We start from the raw sequence: 21,287 nt of genomic DNA on the forward strand, positions 1-21,287 counted from the left end.
CATGCTATCCGCCAAGCCGGAAATAGGTGGCCGTGGCGGAGAACTGCGAGCCGTCGGCCTCGATCTCCTCGAGGATCCTTGGCAACAGCTCCGAGGCCGGTGTCGGCCTGGAGAACATGGCGGCCTGGATGTCCTTGGGCCCGGTGATCACCAGCATGATCTGCGGCACAGCCTTGCCGGCTACCTTGTCCGGGGCCGCAAGGGCGATCGGGATGTTGAAGGTCACCTTGTCGGTTTGCGGTACCATGCGGTCATCGAGGTTGAAGGCGACCCCCTTGTGATCGATCAGCATGATGTTGGAGATCAGCCCGCCGCCCGTATAGAGCGCGCCGCTGACCGGCGAGCCGTCCGGGACAGATGTCCGATCCAGCACAAGCTGTGGCTTCGCAGCCGAGCTCCGGTCGAGGTAGCGAAGGAAGGTAGGCACGCCGCACTGGGGGAGCGTGATGAGGCGCACGCTGATGTCCGGCTCGACATGGAACTTCGTCTGGAAATCGCTGAGCAATTGTTCGAAGGGCTGCACCGCCGTTCCGTATCCCTCGATCGCGGGGGTGGCGCCGGGTCCCGACGTCACATTCGCGTAGAAACAGCTGCCGCCGCTGAAATCGCGTACCCAGGAGCGCTGGTCGTTCCACTTGGCCGTGTCTTCCTCCAATGACGGGAGCGCCGGCTTCGGCACATTGATGGCAACATCGGTGTTGTTGGTCTGCTTGGTCGCCGGCGGCTGCGGTTGCTGCGCTGGCTGGGTTGGCGCGGTCGGGGTTTCCGGCTGGCTGGCTGTCGGGGTCTGCGCATTCGGCTCGGCCGGTGGAGGGGTTGGCTGCGCCGATGCCTGGCTTTGTGAAGCCGGGGGCGGGGAAGCCGCCGGCTTGGGCAACTTGGAAAGCTTGTCCACGAGGTCTTTCACGCTGGGCTTGGCCGCCGGCGGATTAGCTTCCTGCGTTGGCTGGTTTTTTGCGGTCTGGGTCGGTTCTGGCGCCTTGGCCGCCGGCTCGCTTGCAGCCTGCGCCGGCTTCTGGCTTTCCGCTGCCTCCGGCTGGGGAGCCGGCGCAGGCGTCGGCGACTGTTGCGCCGGGAGTTGCACGGGTTTGGTCTCGATTTGTGGGAGATGCGCCTGGCTCTTGGCCTCGCTCTCCGGCTGGGTGGCTGGCGGCGTCGGCTGCTCGGCCGGTGTCTTGGCCTCCGCATCCGGTTGGGCGGATGGCCTTGCCGTCCCTATCGTGGCGGCGCTGTCAGGTTTCGGCGCCTGCGGCTGAGGCGCGGCCGGTGGCTTCGGCGACACCGGTTGCTGTGCTTCGGCCACTGGTTTGGCGTCGGCGGCCGGCTTCGGCGTCAGTGGCTTGGATTTTTCCGTCACAGGCGGCGGCGCCAGGACGCCGCTGAAATAAAGGCCAGCAGCCGCCAGGACGGCAAGCGCAGCGACGCCGCCGGCGAAGGCGGGCATCCGGGAGGCCTTTTGGGGCGCAGCCGGCGCGGGCGAACTGGGCGGAGCAGCAGCCGGCGCGGGGCGTGGCTCCGACAGATATGCTGGGCGCACATGCTCAACGAAGCGCGGCTTGCCTTGAGGCAAAGGCGGCTGCGGTTTGGTGTCCGGCAATGCCGTCCAGCCGGCGCGCGGCAGGCCGGAGCGCTCGCGTGCGCCAAACGGCACCGGCGGCGGCAATGTCGGCTCGAGATCCTCGCCGCGCGTCGCCCTGGCGATCTCGGCCATGCTGGCCGGCCGGTCGCGCGGATCCGGTTGCAGCATGGCTTCGATGAGCTCGCGGAAATCGGGATCGATATCCGACAGGTCCGGCACGCTCCGGCGCTTTTCGATGACCTCATATTGCGAGCCGCTCATGTCGAGCGGCTTTCCGCGCAGCGCCGCGGCCAGCACCAGCCCGAGGCTGTAGATATCGGATTGCTCGCTTACCTCGCCGCCATAGAGGCCGAGCTGTTCCGGCGAGACATAATTGTATTTGCCGGCGAATTTGCCGCCGATCAGCGTTTCGCCGCCGACCGTCGCCGAGCGCGCGATGCCGAAATCGATGATCTTGGCGCGCTCGACCCGCCCGCCGGGCAGGATGATGTTGTCCGGCGAGAGGTCGCGGTGGACGGCGCCCGCCTGATGCACGGCGCTCAAGCCCGAAGCGAGGCGATGGCAAAGCCGCCGCACATCCTCGCCCGGCGTCGGCCCGCGCCGCATGATGTCGAACAGCGATTGGCCGTCCACGAACTCCATCGCGAGATAGGGGCGGCCGATCCCCGGATCGATCGTAAACACGTGGTAGCGCACCACCGCTTCGTGCGAGAGATGGTTGAGGATCGATGCTTCCTTGCGGAACAGCGAGAGGATCGTCTGGTCACGGGCGAATTCGGGCAGCACGATCTTGATCGCCACATGATCGCCTGTCTGGATGTTGTGGCCGCGATAGACCTCGCCCATGCCGCCGGAGGCGATCCTCTCGTCGAGCTCATAAATGCCGCTGAGCTGCGTGCCGACCCCGGCATGTGTGACATTCGCCGCGATCCGCGTCTTGTCGTTGTCGCTCATCTGGCCACGGCCTCCGCTCCGGACCGATCCGAATGGTGCGCGCCGCTCTGCCCGCTGCCGATCTTCACGAGTACGATGGTCACATTGTCGGTACCGCCGCGCGCGAGCACCGTATCCAAGAGGTTCTGGCATGCCGTGCGCGGCGTGGCGGACCTGACCGCTGCCTCGATCTCGGCGTCGCTGACATGCGCGGTCAGTCCGTCGGTGCCGAGGACGAAGACGTCGCCTGCCATCAGCTCGCCCTGCTGGAAATCGATCTCGAGCTCGTCGCTGACGCCGACCGCATGCGTGATCACATTGCGGCGCGGCCAGTTGCGCGCCTCCTCAGCACTGATCATGCCGCGGTCGAGCAATTCCTGCACCTCGGTGTGATCCTTCGAAACCTGGAAGATCGAGCCGTTGCGCACGAGATAGATGCGGCTGTCGCCGGCCCACAGGCAGGCGAAGCGCCCATCCATGGCAAGCAAGGCGGCGAAAGTGGAGCCGATGGTGATGCCGCGCGAGCGCGATATATCGCGGATCTCGGCGTTGGCACGGCTGAGCCGGTCCTCGAAGCGGGCGCGAAGGTCCGGTGCCGAGCTCGCGATGCCGATCGTCGCCAGGTGGTCGACGATGCTGGCCGAGGCGACTTCGCCGGCTTCGTGCCCGCCCATGCCGTCGGCCACGACCCAGAGCCCGGTCTGCGGTTCGATGAGGTAGTTGTCCTCGTTGTGATCGCGCACGCAGCCCTGGTGGCTCACGCCGAAGCTGTCGATGGGGAAAGCGACAGTGCTCAATTTGCCACCAAACGCTCAGCCGGCGTCCTCTGTGACCAGCCATGGGCCGCGTGCCCACGCCACTCTGCCATAAGCGTGTACATTAGAGTACCGAAATGAAGGCTGGAGCCGACCATCTCAGAACGCCTTCGGACAGCTGAAGCCGGACAAGGCGGGCAGCAGCAAGGGATTGGCCCCCGAGCCGGCCTGGATCGTGTAGGCGACATCGCGTCCGCCGATTACGAAACGCGCCTCGGTGCTGGCGCCGTCGCCGGTGATGGTCGCCTTGTCGAAAAGCCGCTTCAACGCCCACGGCCCTTCGAATTTGAGCGCGGACTCGCGTCCAGGCATTTCCGGCAGGAGGCTGAGGCTCGCCGATCCGGAAGCGGCGCCGCTCGGCCATGTCACGATGCTCGGCGCGTTGCCGGCCTGCGCGCTCTGGACCGTCTGGCCGTCGACGTCGAGCACGGCGCTATCGACTTCGCTGTTCACCGAAGTGGGGGTGATGGTGATCGAGACCGAGGGCACCGAGCCGCCGGAAGGGAAGAAGGCGCTTCGGATTTCCGCCGCCGCCTGGAACGCCTTCAAGGTCGACTTGGCCAGGTCGCGGCTGGAGCGCGCGTCCTGTTTCCAGGTCCATTCCTGGCCGGTCATGTCGATCAGCGGCGCAAGGTTCTGCGCAAAGAAACGGTCCATCAGGCCGCCCGGCGCGAACAGCTTGGTGAAATCCGCCATCGAGATCTCGTCCGTGCCGTCGCGGGTGAAGGGATAGCGGCCGTTGACCGCCTCCTCGCAGGCGCGCGTCACCGTCTGGTCGAGGCTCTGGTTGAGGTTGGCGACGGAGGTTTCGGCGACATTGCCTTCGAGCTCGTCCGCCGCCGCGTTGACCATGCGCGCCAGCGGCTTGGGCAGGCGCGAGACATTGGCGCGCAAGGTCGAGATCTGCAGCTGCAGATTGGTGTTGACGCGTTCGCTCTGCGTGGGGACATCGGCCGCGAGCTTCAGGCTCTGGAAGATGTCGTGGAAGTTCTGCGTCAGCGCATCGAGCGGCCGGCGCCCGGGATTGCCGCTGACCAATGCCTGGAACGAGCGGAACTGCGCCTCGACGCTCGCGCCGGCATTCTGCGCAACGGCCGAGCTTGCGCCGGCGCGGCTCTGCGACTTGCCGCCGGCGATCTGCAGGCCGATGCGGGCGAGGCCCTTGGCCATGCTGGCGGGATCCTGCTGCGCCGTGCCGGTATCGCCTTCGGCGGAGCCGTCCTTGGTCAACGCGGTTTCATCGGCGATTGCGGTGAAGAGCTTGTCGAGAGGCGAGTCCGGAGCGGCGAGGGCGGAGAGTGCCAGATATTGCGGCTTGTCCTTCAGCATCGCCTTGAGCTTCAGTTGGTCGAGCACCCCGTTCCAGGCGCCGGCGAATTCCTTGCCATAGCGATCGATGAGCTCCGGGCCGAGCCTGGGCAGGTCCTGGTCGATGCCGCCCTGTTCGCCGCCGCCGCCGAGCACCCATTGGTCGTCGACGAGCATCTGCGCGATGCGCGAGAGCTGCGGCAGGAGGAAGCGGTTGAAACCGGCGCGCGTGTAAAGGCCGGGGACCTGAAGATCGGCGAACTCGCTGCCATCCGTGCGCTCGAACAGCAGCTGCGCTTCCGGACCGGCTTTCGTGGCGATGGAGAAATTCTGCAGCTTTGCCGCGTAGACCGCCGACTTGATCTGTGCCGAGGCGCGGTCCGCGAGGCTCATGCGTCCGAGCGAGCGCTGCGCGGCCTCGACCAGCGGCTGGTTGAGCTCGAACGTCGGATCGTAGGCGTCGTCGAGCGAAAGCATGGCGCGCAGATGCTTTTCGAGCTGCGCGCGGCCTTCGCGGTTGTTCTCGCCTGGGTACCGGTTCTCCTCCCAGTCCTGCTTCATCCATGAGACGATCAGCTCGTCGTCGACCTTCGGCGCCTTGCCACCCAGCATCAGGTAGATCTTGAGCGGCTCGTAGAGCGCGACCGGATCGGCCATCCTGGCCTGGATCGTCCGTTCGGCCTGCACCAGCAGCCGCGAGCGGAAGGTTCGTTCCAGCGCCTGCCGGTACGCGGCCTTGGAGGCTGACAGCAGCCTTTCCCGCTGGCTGAGCCCGAACGTCTCCTCGATCGGCTTTCCCTGGTCGCCGTTTTCGAAGCCGGCCGGCAGGTTGCGCAACTGGTCGAGCGGACCGATGACATTTTCGAGGTCGACGTCGGTCACCGTCGTGCTCTTGAGCAGGCTATCGGCGCTGTCGCGATAATGCGCCATGGCCTGCCTTGTAGAGGCGATCAGCTGCTTGTTGGCGAAGAAGCTGAGGCCAAGCACGCCGAGCGCCGCCACGGCTGCCAGCGCGATCGCGGCCAGGCTGCCGAACCTTGCGAGCCGGACGCGGCGTTCGGCCGCCCGGTCGAAGGACACCCAGCCCGATTCCGGGAAGATCACTTTGGTCAGCAGGTCGTGCAGGAAGAAGCTTTTGCCGGAGCCGGAGAGATGCGCTTGCGAAGCACTGCCGAAACTGCGGCCGATCGCGCCCAGCACCTGGTCGAAGGGCGTGCCTTCCTGGGTGCCCGACGAGAAATAGAGCCCGCGCAGGCTGACATTGACCTGGCTGCGCGATGTGTCGAACAGGCTGCCGACGAACTGCATTATGCGGTCCTTCAGCGCGCCGAACTGGGCAGGAAAACCGAACAGCGCGATCCGCGCCACCGGGTCTGGTTCTTCCTGCAGGCGGTCGGCGATTTCTTCGGCGAGCCGCTTCGCCAGCCCGTCGAATTCCGCCGGCGCTTCGCCGGCCATGTTTTTGGTGCGGTCGGCGGTCTGGAATGTCGCGCCCCATACCTTGCGTCTTCGCGCCTCGTCGAAATCGCCGAAATAATCCATGAAACCGGAGACGAGATCGGCCTTGGTGAAGAGCAGATAGACCGGGAACTGGATCTTCAGCGTCTCGTGCAATTCGCGCAGGCGGCTTCTGATCTCGGTGACATGCGCGTCGAGCTGCCGGTCGTCGAAGCCGATCAGGTCGGCGAGGCTGATGGCGAGGATGACGCCATTGATCGGCTGCCGGGTGCGGTGTTTCTTGAGCAGTCCCAGGAAGGCGAGCCAGCTCGCCTTGTCGCGCTCGCGGTCCGACTCGTGCGTGGTGTAGCGGCCGGCCGTATCGATCAGCACCGCCTGGTCGGTGAACCACCAGTCGCAGGACCGCGTGCCGCCGACGCCGGCCACCGGCTGCGCGTTGCCGGAGCCGGCAAGCGGGAACTTCAGCCCGGAATTGACCAGCGCGGTCGTCTTGCCGGCGCCTGGCGGGCCGATGATGATGTACCAGGGAATGTCATAGAGGAAATTGCGCTTGCCGCTCGTCCGCTTCAGCGTCGCGATGGCTTCGCTCATGCGCGCTTCCAGTACCTGGGAATCGTCGTTGCGGTCGTCGCCGCGCACTATGGCCGTTTCGAGCGCCTTTTGGGCTTTGCGCCGCCACCAGAAGCGGAGCCCGTAAAACGTCGCGAGCACCGCAACGGTGGCGCCGATGATCGTGGCCCTGAGCCACACGGGCCCAAGCGGGTGCGTATCGGCAAAGCGGATCAACGGCCCGGCATACCAGAGCGCCGCCGAGAAACCGGCGAGCGCAACCAAGCTGAAGATCCTCAGCAACCAGCGCATCAGCCGCCGTTCTCCGCGCTGGTCTGCAAGGTCTCCTGTTTCGGGATCATCACGTCGACGCGGCGGTTCTTGGCGCGGCCGTCCGCCGTGCCATTGTCGGCGACCGGCTCGTCCTCGCCCTTGCCGTCGGCACTGAGGCGCGTCGGGTCCTTCAATTGCATGGCCATCATCGCCTGGACGGCCTTGGCGCGAGCGACGGAAAGATCGAAATTCGATTTGAACGTGCTCGACTTCTTCGGCTTCACATTGTCGGTGTGGCCGACGATCCGGATCGGCCCGGGTTCAGCGTTGAGCGCCGTGGCGATGTCGGCGGCGACCGGCTGGAACTGCGGTTTCACTTCCGCCTGGCCGGATGCAAACAAGAGCTGGTTGTTGATCTCGACGACGATGAATTCGCCCTTCTCGCCGACGCTCAGTCCGCCGCCGGCGATCGCCTTGGCAAGCGTGGCGCGGATGCGGTCGATCTGGGCGGTATCTGGGACCGCGGGCGGTGGCGGGCTGGCTTGCGCCGGCTCAGTGGGCGCCGCCACGCTGGCGCGTTCGATGGTGACGGGCGTCGAGGGATTGAGCGCCAGCAATTCGCCGGCGGTCGCGTCGCCTTCGTCGGTGATCAGCACCCGCAATCCGAAGAAGGCCGCTGTCACCAGCGTCGCCGCGGCGGCCGCGACCGCCCAGAGCGGCAGCCGCGCCCTTGGCTTCGGCAACGCCGCCGCCATGCCTTGCCAGCGCGGCGAGACGTCGTCGCCGGCGCGCGGCTTGAAATAACGCAGTGTGTCGTAGACGTCGCGCCGGACGTATTCGAGCGTGTTTCGCTCTTTGGCCAGCCCGCGATACTGCCCCTCGAAACCCAGTGACAGGCAGGCATGCATCAGCTCAAGCAGGTCGTAATGCGCTTCCGGCCTGGCAAGGATATTGTTGAGCGCCTCGTAGAAGCCGGCGCCGGTCGGTTGAGTGTGGAAGACCTGCGCCACCAGGCTATGCTGAAGCCAAGTATCCTTGCTCGGCCATGGCAGATTGCCGACAAGATCGTCGGCGGTTTCGCAAAGGGCGAACTTGGCGATCCGCGCGTCTTCCTCGGCTACGCCGGCTTTGGCGATCGCGCGGTCGAAGGTCTCGATCGCGTCGGCGATACGCTCCGCCAGGGTCGCTGCTTGCCGTTCGACCGGCATCAGCCGCAATTGGCCGAAGAGCATCAACAGCGGGGCCGCGGCGGCAAGGATCGGATTGGCCGCGGCGTATCTCACGCCGCCGGCGGCGTCGAGCAGGGCATCCTGCTGCACCCCCGGCGCCGCATTCGCGACCGCTCCCGGGGTCGGCTCCTGGAAAAGCACGGTTCCGGACGACCAGCCGGTTGGCATCTGCCGGCCACCGCCGGGGTCGAACACTGTCGCTTCGCGGGAAGGCGATGGAGCAGGCCGTGCGCCTTCGGGACCGGACCTCTCGGGAACCGCAAGCGGCTTCTGCTTCGGCCGCGCTGCGCGGATGACGGTCTTGTCCGCAGGCTTGGAGGGATCGCCCTTCGAACTCATTGGCGACGATCCATCGTCGCGGCGCGACAAACATGCCTTCGCCATGGAAAACGCGTTTCAGGCTGAGCCTCGGCGGCGGGCCGCGTGGAAAGGCTCATCTCGCTGAAACATGACATTGCTGCACACGCCCCAAGCCGCGCCGCTTTGCCCGCCGGGCAAGCGTCCTTGTGCATTCTAGTCGCCCGGATACCCAATTGAAACGGGGCCGCCGATTGAAATCGGAAAGCAAGATGCTCGAAGGGGCGGCTTCTTCTGTGAGACCCGTCACATATGGCGGGCGCAGTCGGTGCCTCTGAGTCTATTTCTGCTTGTCGGCTTTGGCGTAGGCTTCGGCGAAATAGGCGAGGAAGACATCCAGCATGCCGTTCTCGTGCTCGTCCTCCATCCTCCGCCATGTCGCGACGAGCGCGTCCCAGGCCTGGCTCTTCCTGGACGAGAAGGAAGCCGGTGGGATTTTTTTGGCGATCGCCTCCGGCGACAGGTCGTCGAGCAGCCGCGACAGCGCCGCCTGCATGGCGGCATAGGTCGCGATCTCGTGCGCCTTCAGGTCTCGGAACGCATCCTCGAGGCTGCGCCTGGCATCGAGATAGCCCGCCCTGCGCTTGGCGAACATGATCTCCAATATGTCGTCGGTGCCCGGCACGAATTTCAGCGGGTTGTTGTCCTCGGCGCCGATCATCGTGCGATGCGCGCTCTTGGCGAGCACCTTAGCCGCCGCGCGCGCCTTGAGCAGCAGGGACAGCTGCTCGACCGTGGTCCTCAGCACCGCGCCGATCTCGGCCGCGACGTCGTGCGGGTCGCGCGCCTGCAGGAGGTCCGGCGCGATGCCGGCCGCCCTGGCGATTTCCCGCAGGATCGCGTCCGCTTCCGCGGGCCGATTGGGTAGGGCTGCTGGACCCGGCTGTTGCAAAGCCGAGGATGTCGAGACGGGCGCCGTCCCGGTCGGGCGCTGTTCCGCCGGACTGAAGAACCGCTCATGGCCGGGGTCCAGCGGGCGGCCGGTCGAGGGCGGCAGCTCGCGCTGCGTCGACCCGGTCCTGGTCTGCGCACGTCCGGCCGCGGCCCGTTCGTCTTCGATTGAAACGCCGACGACATAGCGGCCGATCAGCAGCCGGTCGCCCTGGGCCAGCCGGTGCGGCCCGCTCATGCGCTGGCTCGAACCGTTGACGAAGGTGCCGTTGCGCGAAAGGTCGTAGAGCCAGAACGAACCCGCCTGGTAGCGGACCTCGCAGTGCCGGCCCGAGATGAACTTGTCCGGATCGGACAACGTCCAGTCGCAATTCTCGCGGCCGATCTCGAAGCTGCGGTCGCGGGCGGCATAGCTGGCGGCGGTGCCGGCCGGCAGCCTGTCGACATTGCTGATCTGGAGCGAGATGAACATCCGCAAGCGTCGCCGAACTTGGTCAACAAATGCTTATCTTTTCCGCAATTCCGGGCAGAAACGCCAACGTACCATCCAGGAATTGCTTTGGCATTCTAGCAGCGTGCGAGCGCGGCGGGAGAGGAGGGTTTCACACCGGCGCATAGGCCTGTTTAGCCACAGCTGTTATTTGGCCGCCGCCAAACATGTGCTAGGCTGAAAGCGGTCCGGTGCGGTGGGCGTGAAAAGTTCCCGAACGTGATGCGGTTAACATAGCGGGGGCTTCAATCCATCATACTGGCGGCCGCGTCCAGGAGGGGCACGACCATGCCGAACGAACGCGCCACGGTTGTGCAGACGCCGGCTGGCGCCGACCTGACCTTCACCCATCTCATCGGCCGGGATGAGATCAGCCGCTGCTTTGCCTATACGGTCGGCTTCGTCTCGAAGAACTGCGACATCGACCCGCTGAAGATGCTGGGCGGCGCCGTTTCGGTCGAGGGCGAATCCGATCCGAAGCGCTGGTTCAGCGGCCTCGTGTCGGACTTCAAGCTGACCCGCATCGAGGACCGGCTGGCCTTCTACGAGGCCACCGTCAGGCCATGGCTATGGTTCCTCGGAAACACCACCGATTGCCGCATCTTCCAGAACATGACGGCGGTGGAGATCGTCGAGAAGATCTTCTCGAAATATGGCATCGCCAAATTCGAGAAGCGGCTGCAGGGGTCTTATCCCTCGCGCGAATATTGCGTCCAATACGACGAGAGCAATCTCGATTTCGTGCAGCGGCTGCTCGAGCACGAGGGCATCTTCTATTTCTTCGAGCATGACGAGGGCAAGCACACGCTCATCCTTTGCGACGCGATGAGCAAGCTGAAGCCGGCGCCCGGCTACGAGAAGGTGCTTTACAACTTCGAGGGCCAGGCCTCGCGGCGCGACGTGGAATACATCACCGAATGGATTCCGGGCAGCGCGGTTCGGCCGGGCGCCTATGCCCATACCGACTATGATTTCGAAAAGCCTGGCGCCGATCTGATGGCGAAATCCGCCCAGCCTTTCGCCCATAAGGAGGCCTCGGGCGAGAACTATCGCCAGCCAGGCGCCCATCTCGATGTCGGGCGCGGCGACAAGATCGCTGCGATCCGCCGCGAGGAGCTTCAGGCCGTGCACCAGCACAGCACGGCGGTCGGCACGGTGCGCGGCCTTTTTTCCGGCTGCAAGTTCACGCTGGAGAGCTTTCCGCGCGACGACCAGAACCAGGACTATCTTGTGGTCAGCGCCGAATACAGGCTGTTCGATCCGGGCTACCGGACCCAAAACGAGGCCCATAGCGAGAATTTCAAGGTGGTGCTCGGCGTGGCGCCGACCAAACTGCCTTATCGCCCGCCGCGCATCACGCCGCGGCCGATCATGCGCGGCCCGCAGACCGCGACCGTTGTCGGCCCGTCGGGCGAGGAGATTTTCACCGACAAGTATGCCCGGGTGAAGGTGCAGTTCCACTGGGACCGCCTCGGCAAGAAGGACCAGAACTCGTCCTGCTTCGTGCGCGTCTCGCAGACCTGGGCCGGCAGCAACTGGGGTTTCATCCAGATCCCGCGCATCGGCCAGGAGGTCATCGTCGACTTCATCGAAGGCGATCCGGATCTGCCGATCATCACCGGCCGCGTCTACAACGCCGCCCAGATGCCGCCCTATGGGCTGCCGGGCAACGCCACGCAATCCGGCTGGAAGTCGAATTCCTCCAAAGGCGGCGGCGGTTACAACGAGCTGATGTTCGAGGACAAGGCCGGCTCCGAGCTCGTCAACTTCCAGGCGCAGAAGGACCATCACCTGCTGATCAAGCACGACCGCAACAAGACGGTCCAGCACGACCAGTCCGACCGCATCGACCACGACGCCAAGCACTCCGTCGGCCACAACCTCGACGAGGACGTCGGCAACAACAAGACGGTCAAGATCGGCGTCGACCAAACGACGAATATCGGATCGAACGATACGGAAACGGTGGGCGCGAACCGCTCGTTGACGGTGATGGCAAACGAGACGATCCATGTGGTCGCCAACTCGACCGAGAATATCGATGCGAACCACTCGCAGACCGTGGGGCTCAATCAGACAGTCACGGTGGGTGTCGCGCGCGTCGACACGGTGGGGGCTGCGGAAGCGCGAACGGTTGGCGCCTCGCAGACGAACACGATTGGTGCGTCGCGGAGTGTGACTGTTGGGACGGCGCAAAGCCATAGCATTGGGGCAGATGACAGCTGGACGGTGGGTTCGAACCAATCAGTGGACGTCGGTGCAAATCAGAGCTTCAAGATAGGCGGAGCGCATACCTCCGAGATCGGCAAGGGACGTGATGCGAAGATCGCGGAGGACGATGCGACCGATGTGGGCGGTTCGCGGGCTTTGAAAATAGCCAAGGGCAGCCTCGTGGAGGTCGGCGAGGACGGAGCTATCAAGGTCGGCAAGGCCCTCGTCATTGAAGCCGGCGACGCCATCACCATCACTTGCGGCTCGGCAGCGATCGCGATGAAGAAGGATGGCACGATCTCCATCTCCGGCAAGGACATTTCGGTGAGCGGATCGGGCAAGATCAACATAAAGGCATCGAGCGACATCACCATGAAGGGCTCGGAGATAAAGCAGAACTGAGGGGTTTCGATGACCAAGACAGTCGAGCGCATTGAAGGTGTGGTAATCGGCCTATTCCTGGGTTTCGACGAGGGCGGGCCGCTTGTCGTCTTTCCGGGAAACCCGCGGGAGACAGCCGTTGCGGCGCGCAGCCTCGCAGAACTCACGTCGGATATGATCGGCGCGGAGGTGGCGTTGCTGTTCCAGGACGGAGATCTCGGTCGACCGCTGATTGTCGGGCGCATCATCGATCCTCAGCAACGATCAAATATCCCCCACATCATCCGCGACGGTGAGCAGATGCGGATCACGGCAAATGAGCGCCTCGAGCTTCGTTGCGGCAAAGCGACCATTGTCATGGAGAAGGACGGGCACATCACAATCCGCGGCACCTACGTCACAAGCCATGCAAGCGCCGCCAATCGCATCCGCGGCGGCTCGGTCAATTTGAACTGATGCCGGCACCCGTCCTTCGCGAAATTATCCGCCAGCACGCAGAGATGGCTGCGTTCCTCTGGACAATATACGACCATAACCTCCTCAACCCCGGAAGGAACCCGGACATGGACGAGGAGCGGCTTGCCCGACTCGTCGAGCGCCTGGAAGCACATCTTGACGGGCTACGAGTCGCTGGCGAGGTCGGCATCGAGATCGCAAACGAGCGCTACGCCGAATATCCCGAAGCCGGGGAATTGTTCGTCGTGCGCATGCTCTCGGTCAAAGAAGCATTGCCGGTTGCCGAACTCGATCTTGCCAGGGTGCGCACCTATCTGGCTGCGAAGCCGAAGCCAGACACGCAATCTCATTCGAACCGTCAAGTATAATCTGGGCCGTCCCAGTCCGAGCCATTGTATCTAACAGCGGAGTTCCCGCCCGCCAGCGCAAGGTACGAGCCATTGGATGAAAGCCGATAGACGGGGAAACTATCCTTCAGGTTGGAAACCGTTGCTCCATCGAATATGAACACTCCTTGCCCACCGCCCGCAATGTGGATTTTTTTTCGGTAGAACGCCATTTTGTAGAAGTCTCGGCCTCGCTGGGAGACATCGGTCCAGTTAAGGCCAGAGCCGCGAAACAAAGTCCCTGCGCTGCCCGAGACGAGGACATCGCTCGAGGACAGTACCAACAGTCCAACCAAGATCGCGTTGGTGGGCAGCTGGATTTGGGCCCACTGCCTGCCGTCGTAGTGCCAGAAAAGTGCACCTTCGCCAGATACGTAAAGATCGTTGGACGACGACCCAGCTATGCAAAGAATGGTGTTGCCGAGCGCGGGACTGGCAGCGGACCAGCGGATGCCGTCCCAGCGATAAACAACTCCCTCCGATCCTCCGGCATAGATGCTGTTGTCGTCGAAACCCCAGACCGTATTCAGGTGGCGGGGCGAGACCTGGGCTTCCGCCCATTCGGTCCCTGAGCCCGAATGCACCACGCCATTGTCATCGCACACGTACAAACGACCGGAGTTGGAACGCCATATGTCTGTGAACCAACACGGCTTTTCGTAAAGTCGTTCGGTCTGATTGTCGTCGCTTGCCACATCGGATTCGGAGATGACGAACGAGTAGAAACTTTCACCGTCATAGTATGCGACGGCGGAAGAAATGGTCCCGTCATCGGCCACAACCGTGCCATTTACCGTTACGCTGTAATCAGCCATACCATGTCTCCTTAGCGTCCTCTGCGAACCGTACTCGTGGGACTTGGCTTGAATTTGCCGGTCGCGGGCGCGCGCGCCTGGGTGTCGTCTTTCTTGCTTTCTGGGCCGCTCATCATTGCCTTGAAGTGAATGTCGCAAATCATTCTCAGGCACTCGATGGCCGGGTGCTCCTTACCCCTTGGCCCATCCGGGATGTTCTTGGCCTTTTTCATGGCCTCCATATTGGCTTCCCGAACTTCCTCGTAGCTGGGGTTCGTGCCTTTTGCGCGTTGTGCCTTAGCCCACTCGCCTTGCGCTGCGGTTTTGCGGCCATGCTCGGTGTTCGGATCGGTAGCGTCTTCAAGGCACACGCAGGGGGCATCGTTCATAGTGTAGCCCGGTGTTGTGCTAATGGCCTGCCCTCCACGTGAATTCTGGAAACAGGCGTTTTGTAGGATATGGTCCGATTGTTGGTTGGACGCGCATTCCTTGCTGGCGTCGCCGTAGCGGTGCACCTTCATGCCGAGCTTCGCCAAGATCGACGCACACGACTGCCGGCCGATTTTCAACTTTCCGATCTTCGGCCAAGGCGGCGCGTTGCCGGTCGGCGAGGCGTGATTGTTGGTTGACAGATCGGTCATGCGGCTGACCGGTTCACCGTCAGCCTTGACGTCGCTCGACCAGGCTACGGCATACTCCTTGCCGGTGTTGACCGAGGTGATTACGCCCTTCTTCGCAGCACACCCGGCCTCGGTACCACTGGTCTTGGTATAGTATGACTTATTTTTCTGGGTGATGGTTTTACCGCCGATTTTGACGGTCCCCGTCCCGTTATCGGTATCGGAATCGAGTCCGAACGAAGGGTATGGAATAGGCACGCCCGGTGGCGTTGCCGGATTTTCAGGCGGCGTGAAACAAACGTCTGGAAAGGCAGCAATCACCTTGTTCGCCTGTGCTTTGCAGGCAATCTCCAGACCATTCGCGTAGACAGTCATCAGGCTGCCCTCGCAGCGAGGATTGCCGCCCCGCAGGCACCGGCATCGTTAGATGCCTCAATCAGAACGGGATTTCCCGCGGCGTATCCCTTCCGCGCTGCCATCCAAGCCATGCCGACCATTAGCGGAACCACCGCCGCGCCAATATTGCCGAGGGACTCGCCAGGGGACCAGATGTCTTGAAAATCGTGGCGGCCACGCAGCAATCTGAGGCTGGCCAAGGCGCTCTGCTTGAACCAGTATTGCTCGCCAATGAGGTCAGCTATCCGATAGCCAAGCCGGTTCATCTCGATGCCGGTTTCTTTAAACGCAGTGCTGTAGGCCGAAGTCATTCCGTCCGCACGCAATGGCAGGTCCTCGGAATTGTAGATTGTTGCCGGTTCACGCGCCAAACCAAGTCCGAAGAGGCGCAGGCCGTCACCGCGCGAGCGCGCGCACAAGACGGCGGCGGCGGCCTCACCCGGAATAAATCCGTTTGGATTGTCGGCGGCGAGCAGGCGATTTTCGCCGAGATAGTAAGCGATGGCAGGCGCGGTGAGGTAGCTGTCGACGCCTGCAATCATCACATAGGGCACTTCGCCCGATGCCATTATCCTGCACGCCTGATCGAGTGCGATATGCCCGGAAGGTCGACCATGCGCGACGATACGGGAACGCATATTGGGTTGAATTTCGGTGATCTCCGCAACACTGTGTAGCAAGCGCAGGCCATCATCAACCGGCCGGCCGGGGCGATCTTCCTCGGCAAGACAGAGGATGAGGGCAGTATTGCCGCGCGCCTGTGGCACGGCTTCAAAGGCTTCAGAAATCGCTGCTGCAGCGAGGTGTGCCATACGCTTCTCGCCAATCCAGCTTCGGGGCAACGGCACGGGCGCACCGATCAGAGTATCGGCGCCTGACACGAAACTCGTCTCTTGGAAACCGTCGAGCCGAGCACGCATGGCCGCGCAAGCCGAAGGCGCGTCGAGACCAACGGCGGTCACCATGCCGACCGAGGCGATGTCGAGTCTGGCGCTCATGCGTCCTCGACCTCCTCAGGCGCGGTTCCCTCTGCACGGACATACTCCTTGCCTGCTGCGTGCGCACGCAGCATCGACTCCGTGGGTGGGCCAACCCAGCATTCCGAAAAATCGAGGATGGACCTATGAATGCGTTGCGAAGCGCGCCATACAAGCGAGAAGCGACGGTTCTCCAGATCAAATAGGACAGTGTCTGGATGGATCGTCGCCTCCAGCGACTTGTCGCTGTCCTTGAACAGCGTCAGCGGCAGCGCCGTGTTGGGCAGCCGGAAGCTCACGCGCCCCTCAGGCGTCAGATTGACTAACACCACGTCCTCGCCGCCACGCGGGTGATCGATCTGCTGGTCGGGTGGCGCCATCTGGAAATAGCGCTCATCGAAATCCTCAGGCAGAAAAGGGAAGACATTGTCGATCCAGTTCTGGTCGTAGGTGCCGCCATATTCGATACGGCCCGGCCAGCCGCGGCCCATCGGCCCGAAGCTCATCGGCTTGTAGTCGCCGAAGGGTGAGCGGACTTCCTCATCCACCGCTTGCGTGTTCGGCAGGCGCAAGCCTGGGATGAAGCGCTGGTTCCTGGTGCGCGACCAGCCGGTGCCGACCGGGTTGTGTTTGTAGCTGGCGGGCAACTGGTCCTCGGGGTCGAGCCGGTCGACGCCGCCCCAGGCAAGGTCATAAGAGATTGGCAGTTTCAGGAAGGGCTGCGGCGCCGTCGCGGTGAACACCGGTCCGATGGCGCGCCACTCTCGGTGACCGACGACCTCGAACAGCTTTGACCAGTTGCCGACTTTGATGCCGACCGGCACGCGCTCGGCCGGGCGCCCTCCCGGCGCATAGGCGCAGCCATTGGCTATAACATCGCAGCGCGGCTTGCGGAAAGCGAAATCCGTCTCCCACAGCGTCGCCGAATAGCCCGGCACGCCGGTGTGCGTGTCGGCCATCACCAGCGGCACCTGCTCGGCCGATTTCTGCACCAGTCCGCCCGGCTTCGTCGGAAAATCGAAGGTGCCCTTCACCACCACGACCAGCCACTCGTGGCCGGCCTTGTCCATGCCCATGGTGAACTGGTGCGGATAGCCCATCTGGTTCCAGATCTGCATCAGCTGGTCTCCCAACTCGCGGCGAAGATCTGCTCTAGTGTCGGCTGCGGCGCCTGTGGATCGACGTCGAAAATATCCGTATGCGCCGTCCACATGACAAGATCGTCGATGACATCGCCCTCACCGTCGATAGGCGGAACGGGCAGTGCGGCCAGCGCCGCATCCAGTTCGTCGGGCGTCAGCTCGCCCCGTCGCGTGGCGAAGGCCGCTTCCTCGATGCTGTCGAACCAACCGTCCGCATAGGCCAGCGTGAGAGACGCCTCGGTGAGCCGCACGACGACGCTCAGGGGAAACCGGCGGCCAATCCTGTCGGCGCTTTGCACGACGATGCCCATCGAGGCGCCGAACGAGGCTGGGCCCGCTAGGAAGCGCAACGCGGTCTCCGCCGGCCAGGTTTCAAGGTCGAACAGCGGCACGATGTGCTGCGCCAGCCAGCGGTCCCACATGCGCACGAAATCGCCTGGCAACCGCCGCGTCACGAAATCGCCGGCGGCGGGCATCTTGCCGTAGAAGCCGGGTACATTCATATCTGCGGTGGACATGTGAACTTCTTGAACATTTCGAGCGTGTAGGGGTTCTCGACGCTGGCCGCCTTGAGTTCGAAATCGGCCCACATTCCCTTGGTGCCGAGCCGCAGGCTGTAGACGTCGGTGAGCTTGGTCGCGGCGAAGCGGCCGCCGCGCAGCATTCTCAGCCACGCCCAGCTGCCGGTCTCGTTGAGCATCACTTCGGGCGAGCCGTCGACCGGCTGGAAGGCGAGCGATATCACGCCGGTGCCGTCCTTGCCGGGCCATGTCATCGGCTGCGGCCTCGTCGCGTTGTTGTAGTAGACGAGGTTCTGGCCATCGAGGTTGAGCGTCACCCGCGCCACATTGGGCGACAGGTCCTTAGGCTCCAGGGTGAAATTCATCACCGGCCCGGTACCGCCGGGGAAGAGATCGTCGCGGATGTGGCGCGCTTGCTCGAAGGCCGCCAGCGCCGCCGGGTCGAGGCCGAAATCGGCACGCCATTTCCATGGCTCGCTGGCGGTGTCGACATAGTTGATCAGATGGTCGTTGGTGAAGGCGTCGATCAGTCCGGTCGGCCCGAACAGGCGCTGGAAGTCGCGCACATTGACGTCGACCGCGCTGTCGGGGCTGAACGGATAGCGGTTGTTGAGCGCGGCCTGGCAGAAGGGCAGGATGTCGGCGCGCCAGATGGCGTTTAGCTCGTTGGTGACGGCCTTCTGCGACAGGCCGCTGGTGTCGCCGGCAATGCCGCCCAGCCAGTCGTTGATCGGCGAGGGCAGGATCTGCGCCTGTCTCGCGACCGCACCTGTCAGTTCGGCCAGCCCGCCCTGCTTCTTGATGGCATCCTGCGGATCGGGATTGGCAGTCACCGTCTGCAGCACATTGGACAGCGCCGTCAGCGCCACGACGGCCGCGTCGAGCGCCGGCGGCTGGCCGTCGACCTGGGCGATCGTGCCCTTGAGCGGCTTGAAATGCTCGGCCACCAAACTGCCGGTCATATCGACCTGATCGGCCGAGCCCGCGCGGGGCAGCAGTTTCGCGCCCGTCTTTACCACCTTGCCCAATTTGCCGAGCTTGCTTAGCAGCTTCGAACCGGTCTTGGCGGCGCCGCCGTCCTTGTCGTCGGCCGCCGCGTCGTCGGATCGGGTCAGGTCGGTCTCCTGCACCACCGCCGTCAGCAGGCGCTTCAGCGCGGAGTCGGCGCTGGAAAGGTCCTTGAGGTTCTCGCTGGCGACGTTGAGGTCGGTCAGGGGCGCCAGCCGCATGTCGCGCAGGAAACTGTCCCACTGCGCGATATAGTCGTCGTAGTAGAGCTTCAGGATATCTTCCGACAGCGCGGACACCGAGGTCTCCGAATTCTCCGAACAGCCGCCGGCAAACACGGCGCGGTCGAGCGCCGCCTGTCCCGCCACATCCTCGACCCGATCGAGGATCGCGTCGTGGAAGCCGGCATAGGTGTAGGGGCCTGGCACGCCGACGCGCAGCGTCTTGTCGGAGCGGCGCGCGAACACCTTGGCGCCGTTCGGTCCGGCGAAATTGGCCGGCACCCATTCCTTGACGGCTGCCACTTCGGGGTCAGCCAGAAGCTGCTTGTAGGCGCGCTCCGGCAGCGAGATCGTGCAGACCGTCTTCAGCGCCTCGGCGACCAGCTCCTTGTCAGGCGCGATGTAGCTGTCGTCGACCGCCATGCGGCGGATCGCGGCAAGCTGGTGCTCCTCGGCATCGGCGGTCGGGAAGGGCGCGGCCGGCGCGAATTGCGGCAGGCTGTTCACCCACCAGTTCTGCACGAAATCGGTGTCCATCTGCGACAGGCCGGTCATCATGCGGTAGGTCTTCAGCGCGCCGAGCATGAAATCCGGATCGCGGATCTGCCGCCACATCGTGGCCTCCAGCAACGCGACCATATGCGGCTCGAGCACATTGCGCAGCGCATGGTCGTAGGTGTCGGCCTGCGCGCGCACCAGCTCGGCGGAAGCGGTCGGACCGAGCAGATTGTGGACCGCATCCGGCGGAGCGGTTCTGGCGGCCGCCACAGCGTCCATCGCCGCCAGCGCGCCGTCCATGGTCGGCTGCTCGACCGCGGCCGGCATGGCGGCGACGTCGGTCAGCGGCTGCTGCAATGCCTCGAACTGGCCGGCCTGTTCGGTGATGGCGTTGCGGTTGTCGAGATAGGACCAGGTGAACAGTCCGCCGGCGAGCAACGCCGCGAGCGCGCAGGCGGCCGCCGCCCCGCGCCAGATCCAGGCGCGGCGGCGCTGCGCCAGCGGATCGAATGTGCCGAGGCCGGCCTCCTTGAAGATCACCTCGGTCAGGAGGTTCCTGAGGAAGAAGCTGCGCTTCTCGACGCGCGACGCCGGCATGGCACGGCGCGGCGGCAGCCCGAAGGATGAGGAGAGCGCCGCGGTCAGCCGGTCGATCGGCGCGCCTTCCTGCGTCGCCGAGGTCAGATAAAGGCCGCGCAGCCAGGCGGCTTCTTCGTAGCGGCTCTCGCCGAACATCGCCTCGACCAGCACCTGGATCGGCTCGGAAAGGCTCGCCAGCTGCGCCGGGAAACGGAAGATCTCGGCGCGCTGGCCGAGCTTGTCCTCGTCTTCCAGCCGTGGCACCAGCCGCCGCTCCAGTTCGGCGGCAAGCCGGGCAAGCTCCGTCTGGATCGTGCCGGCATTGACCCGGGCGTCGAGCGGGAAAGTGGTTCCCCACACCTGCTCTCGCGCCGTCGTCGACAAGCCGCCAAAAAAAGCTTCGAAGCCCTTGATCAGGTCGGCCTTAGTCAGCATCAGATAGACGGGCAGGCGGATCTCGAGCCGGTCGTTCAGCTCCGCCAGCCGGCGGCGGATTTTTCTGCCATGCGCCTTGATAGCCTCGTCGCCTTCCGAGAGCACATCGATCGACAGCGCGACGATGACGCCGTTGAGCGCGCGGCGGCCGCGGTGCTTCTTCAAAAGGTCGAGGAACCCAAGCCACTCCGCCGCGTCGACATCGGGCTGGCTCTCCTGCTGGACGTAGCGGCCGGCGGTATCGATCAGAACCGCGTTTTCGGAGAAGAACCAGTCGCAATTGCGCGTGCCGCCGACGCCCTGCAGATCGTCGGTGAGGTCGATCGGGAAATTGAGGCCGGACTGGCGCAATGCCGTGGTCTTGCCGGTGGCCGGCGGACCGACGATCACATACCAGGGCATCTCGCGCAGGAATTTTCTGCCGCCGAGCTTGCGCCGCTTGAGCTCGGCCATCACCTCGCTGAATTTGGCGCCGACCGCCGCGACGCTTTCCTCGCCGGGCGTGAGCTGCTTTTCCTGGACAGGCGCCGCGATCTCGGCAACGAACATGCGGTTGGCACGGATCGCGCGGCGCTGCGCGATGATCAGCCAGATCAGCCACAGGATGATCAGCCCTGCGATGATGGCGATGCGCACATTGTCGGATTCGAACGGGGCGTAAGGGCCGACCTGCACAATCGGGCCGAACACCCAGATCAGCAGCGAGAGCAGCGCTATGCCGATCAGCGTCCAGAGAAAACGCGAGGTGATGACGGCCCAGAGGAAGCGCAGGATGAACAT

Annotated in this window: 14 protein-coding genes; 3 read left to right on the plus strand and 11 right to left on the minus strand. The window is 64.2% G+C overall.

Going from position 1 to position 21,287, the window contains the following annotated elements; translation table 11 throughout:
* Positions 1 to 4: 4 nt before the first annotated feature.
* The 5 genes from P9273_RS02810 to tagH form a co-directional block, all read right to left on the minus strand.
* Positions 5 to 2,533, minus strand: coding sequence for a serine/threonine-protein kinase (locus tag P9273_RS02810; protein WP_278047511.1), 2,529 nt, complete (start codon positions 2,531 to 2,533; stop codon positions 5 to 7).
* On the minus strand, positions 2,530 to 3,309 hold the full coding sequence (locus tag P9273_RS02815) for a PP2C family protein-serine/threonine phosphatase (protein ID WP_278047512.1): 780 nt from the start codon (positions 3,307 to 3,309) through the stop codon (positions 2,530 to 2,532). The genes P9273_RS02810 and P9273_RS02815 overlap by 4 nt, the downstream gene beginning before the upstream one ends.
* Positions 3,310 to 3,426: 117 nt before the next feature.
* Positions 3,427 to 6,954, minus strand: a complete 3,528-nt coding sequence (gene tssM / locus P9273_RS02820) for a type VI secretion system membrane subunit TssM (protein WP_278047513.1) — start codon at positions 6,952 to 6,954, stop codon at positions 3,427 to 3,429.
* Positions 6,954 to 8,483: a type VI secretion system protein TssL, long form gene (tssL, locus tag P9273_RS02825; RefSeq protein ID WP_278047514.1), complete on the minus strand. Its 1,530-nt coding sequence runs from the start codon at positions 8,481 to 8,483 to the stop codon at positions 6,954 to 6,956. Before tssL ends, tssM (P9273_RS02820) begins: the two co-directional genes overlap by 1 nt.
* A gap of 298 nt (positions 8,484 to 8,781) precedes the next feature.
* A complete protein-coding gene (gene tagH / locus P9273_RS02830) occupies positions 8,782 to 9,864 on the minus strand; it encodes a type VI secretion system-associated FHA domain protein TagH (RefSeq protein ID WP_278047515.1) in 1,083 nt (360 codons plus the stop codon).
* Positions 9,865 to 10,170: 306 nt separating this feature from the next.
* On the opposite strand from tagH, the gene tssI reads away from it, so the two are divergent.
* From tssI to P9273_RS02845, 3 genes are read left to right on the plus strand one after another with little or no spacing between them, the layout of a single operon-like run.
* Positions 10,171 to 12,495 (plus strand): type VI secretion system Vgr family protein, encoded by a 2,325-nt coding sequence (gene tssI, locus P9273_RS02835; RefSeq protein ID WP_278047516.1) that lies wholly within the window; start codon positions 10,171 to 10,173, stop codon positions 12,493 to 12,495.
* 9 nt (positions 12,496 to 12,504) lie between these two features.
* Positions 12,505 to 12,930, plus strand: a complete 426-nt coding sequence (locus P9273_RS02840; RefSeq protein WP_278047517.1) for a DUF6484 domain-containing protein — start codon at positions 12,505 to 12,507, stop codon at positions 12,928 to 12,930.
* Positions 12,930 to 13,298 (plus strand): hypothetical protein, encoded by a 369-nt coding sequence (locus tag P9273_RS02845; RefSeq protein WP_278047518.1) that lies wholly within the window; start codon positions 12,930 to 12,932, stop codon positions 13,296 to 13,298. The genes P9273_RS02840 and P9273_RS02845 overlap by 1 nt, the downstream gene beginning before the upstream one ends.
* Here P9273_RS02845 and P9273_RS02850 read toward each other — a convergent pair.
* From P9273_RS02850 to tssM (P9273_RS02875), 6 genes are read right to left on the minus strand one after another with little or no spacing between them, the layout of a single operon-like run.
* Positions 13,289 to 14,131: a WD40/YVTN/BNR-like repeat-containing protein gene (locus P9273_RS02850; RefSeq protein ID WP_278047519.1), complete on the minus strand. Its 843-nt coding sequence runs from the start codon at positions 14,129 to 14,131 to the stop codon at positions 13,289 to 13,291. The two genes, P9273_RS02845 and P9273_RS02850, sit on opposite strands and share 10 nt — an antisense overlap.
* 11 nt (positions 14,132 to 14,142) lie before the next feature.
* On the minus strand, positions 14,143 to 15,105 hold the full coding sequence (locus tag P9273_RS02855) for a DUF4150 domain-containing protein (RefSeq protein WP_278047520.1): 963 nt from the start codon (positions 15,103 to 15,105) through the stop codon (positions 14,143 to 14,145).
* Positions 15,105 to 16,124 carry a 3-oxoacyl-ACP synthase gene (locus tag P9273_RS02860; protein ID WP_278047521.1) on the minus strand — a complete coding sequence of 340 codons (1,020 nt, stop codon included), beginning with the start codon at positions 16,122 to 16,124 and terminating at the stop codon, positions 15,105 to 15,107. Before P9273_RS02860 ends, P9273_RS02855 begins: the two co-directional genes overlap by 1 nt.
* Complete coding sequence (locus tag P9273_RS02865; RefSeq protein WP_278047522.1) at positions 16,121 to 17,221, minus strand: DUF2169 family type VI secretion system accessory protein; 1,101 nt, start codon at positions 17,219 to 17,221, stop codon at positions 16,121 to 16,123. Before P9273_RS02865 ends, P9273_RS02860 begins: the two co-directional genes overlap by 4 nt.
* Positions 17,221 to 17,763: a type VI secretion system-associated protein TagF gene (tagF, locus tag P9273_RS02870; protein WP_278047523.1), complete on the minus strand. Its 543-nt coding sequence runs from the start codon at positions 17,761 to 17,763 to the stop codon at positions 17,221 to 17,223. The genes P9273_RS02865 and tagF overlap by 1 nt, the downstream gene beginning before the upstream one ends.
* The gene (tssM, locus tag P9273_RS02875; RefSeq protein ID WP_278047524.1) at positions 17,745 to 21,287 is read right to left on the minus strand and encodes a type VI secretion system membrane subunit TssM; all 3,543 of its coding nucleotides are present in this window, start codon (positions 21,285 to 21,287) and stop codon (positions 17,745 to 17,747) included. The genes tagF and tssM (P9273_RS02875) overlap by 19 nt, the downstream gene beginning before the upstream one ends.

This window comes from Mesorhizobium sp. WSM4935 (genome assembly GCF_029625735.1).
Taxonomy (GTDB): domain Bacteria; phylum Pseudomonadota; class Alphaproteobacteria; order Rhizobiales; family Rhizobiaceae; genus Mesorhizobium.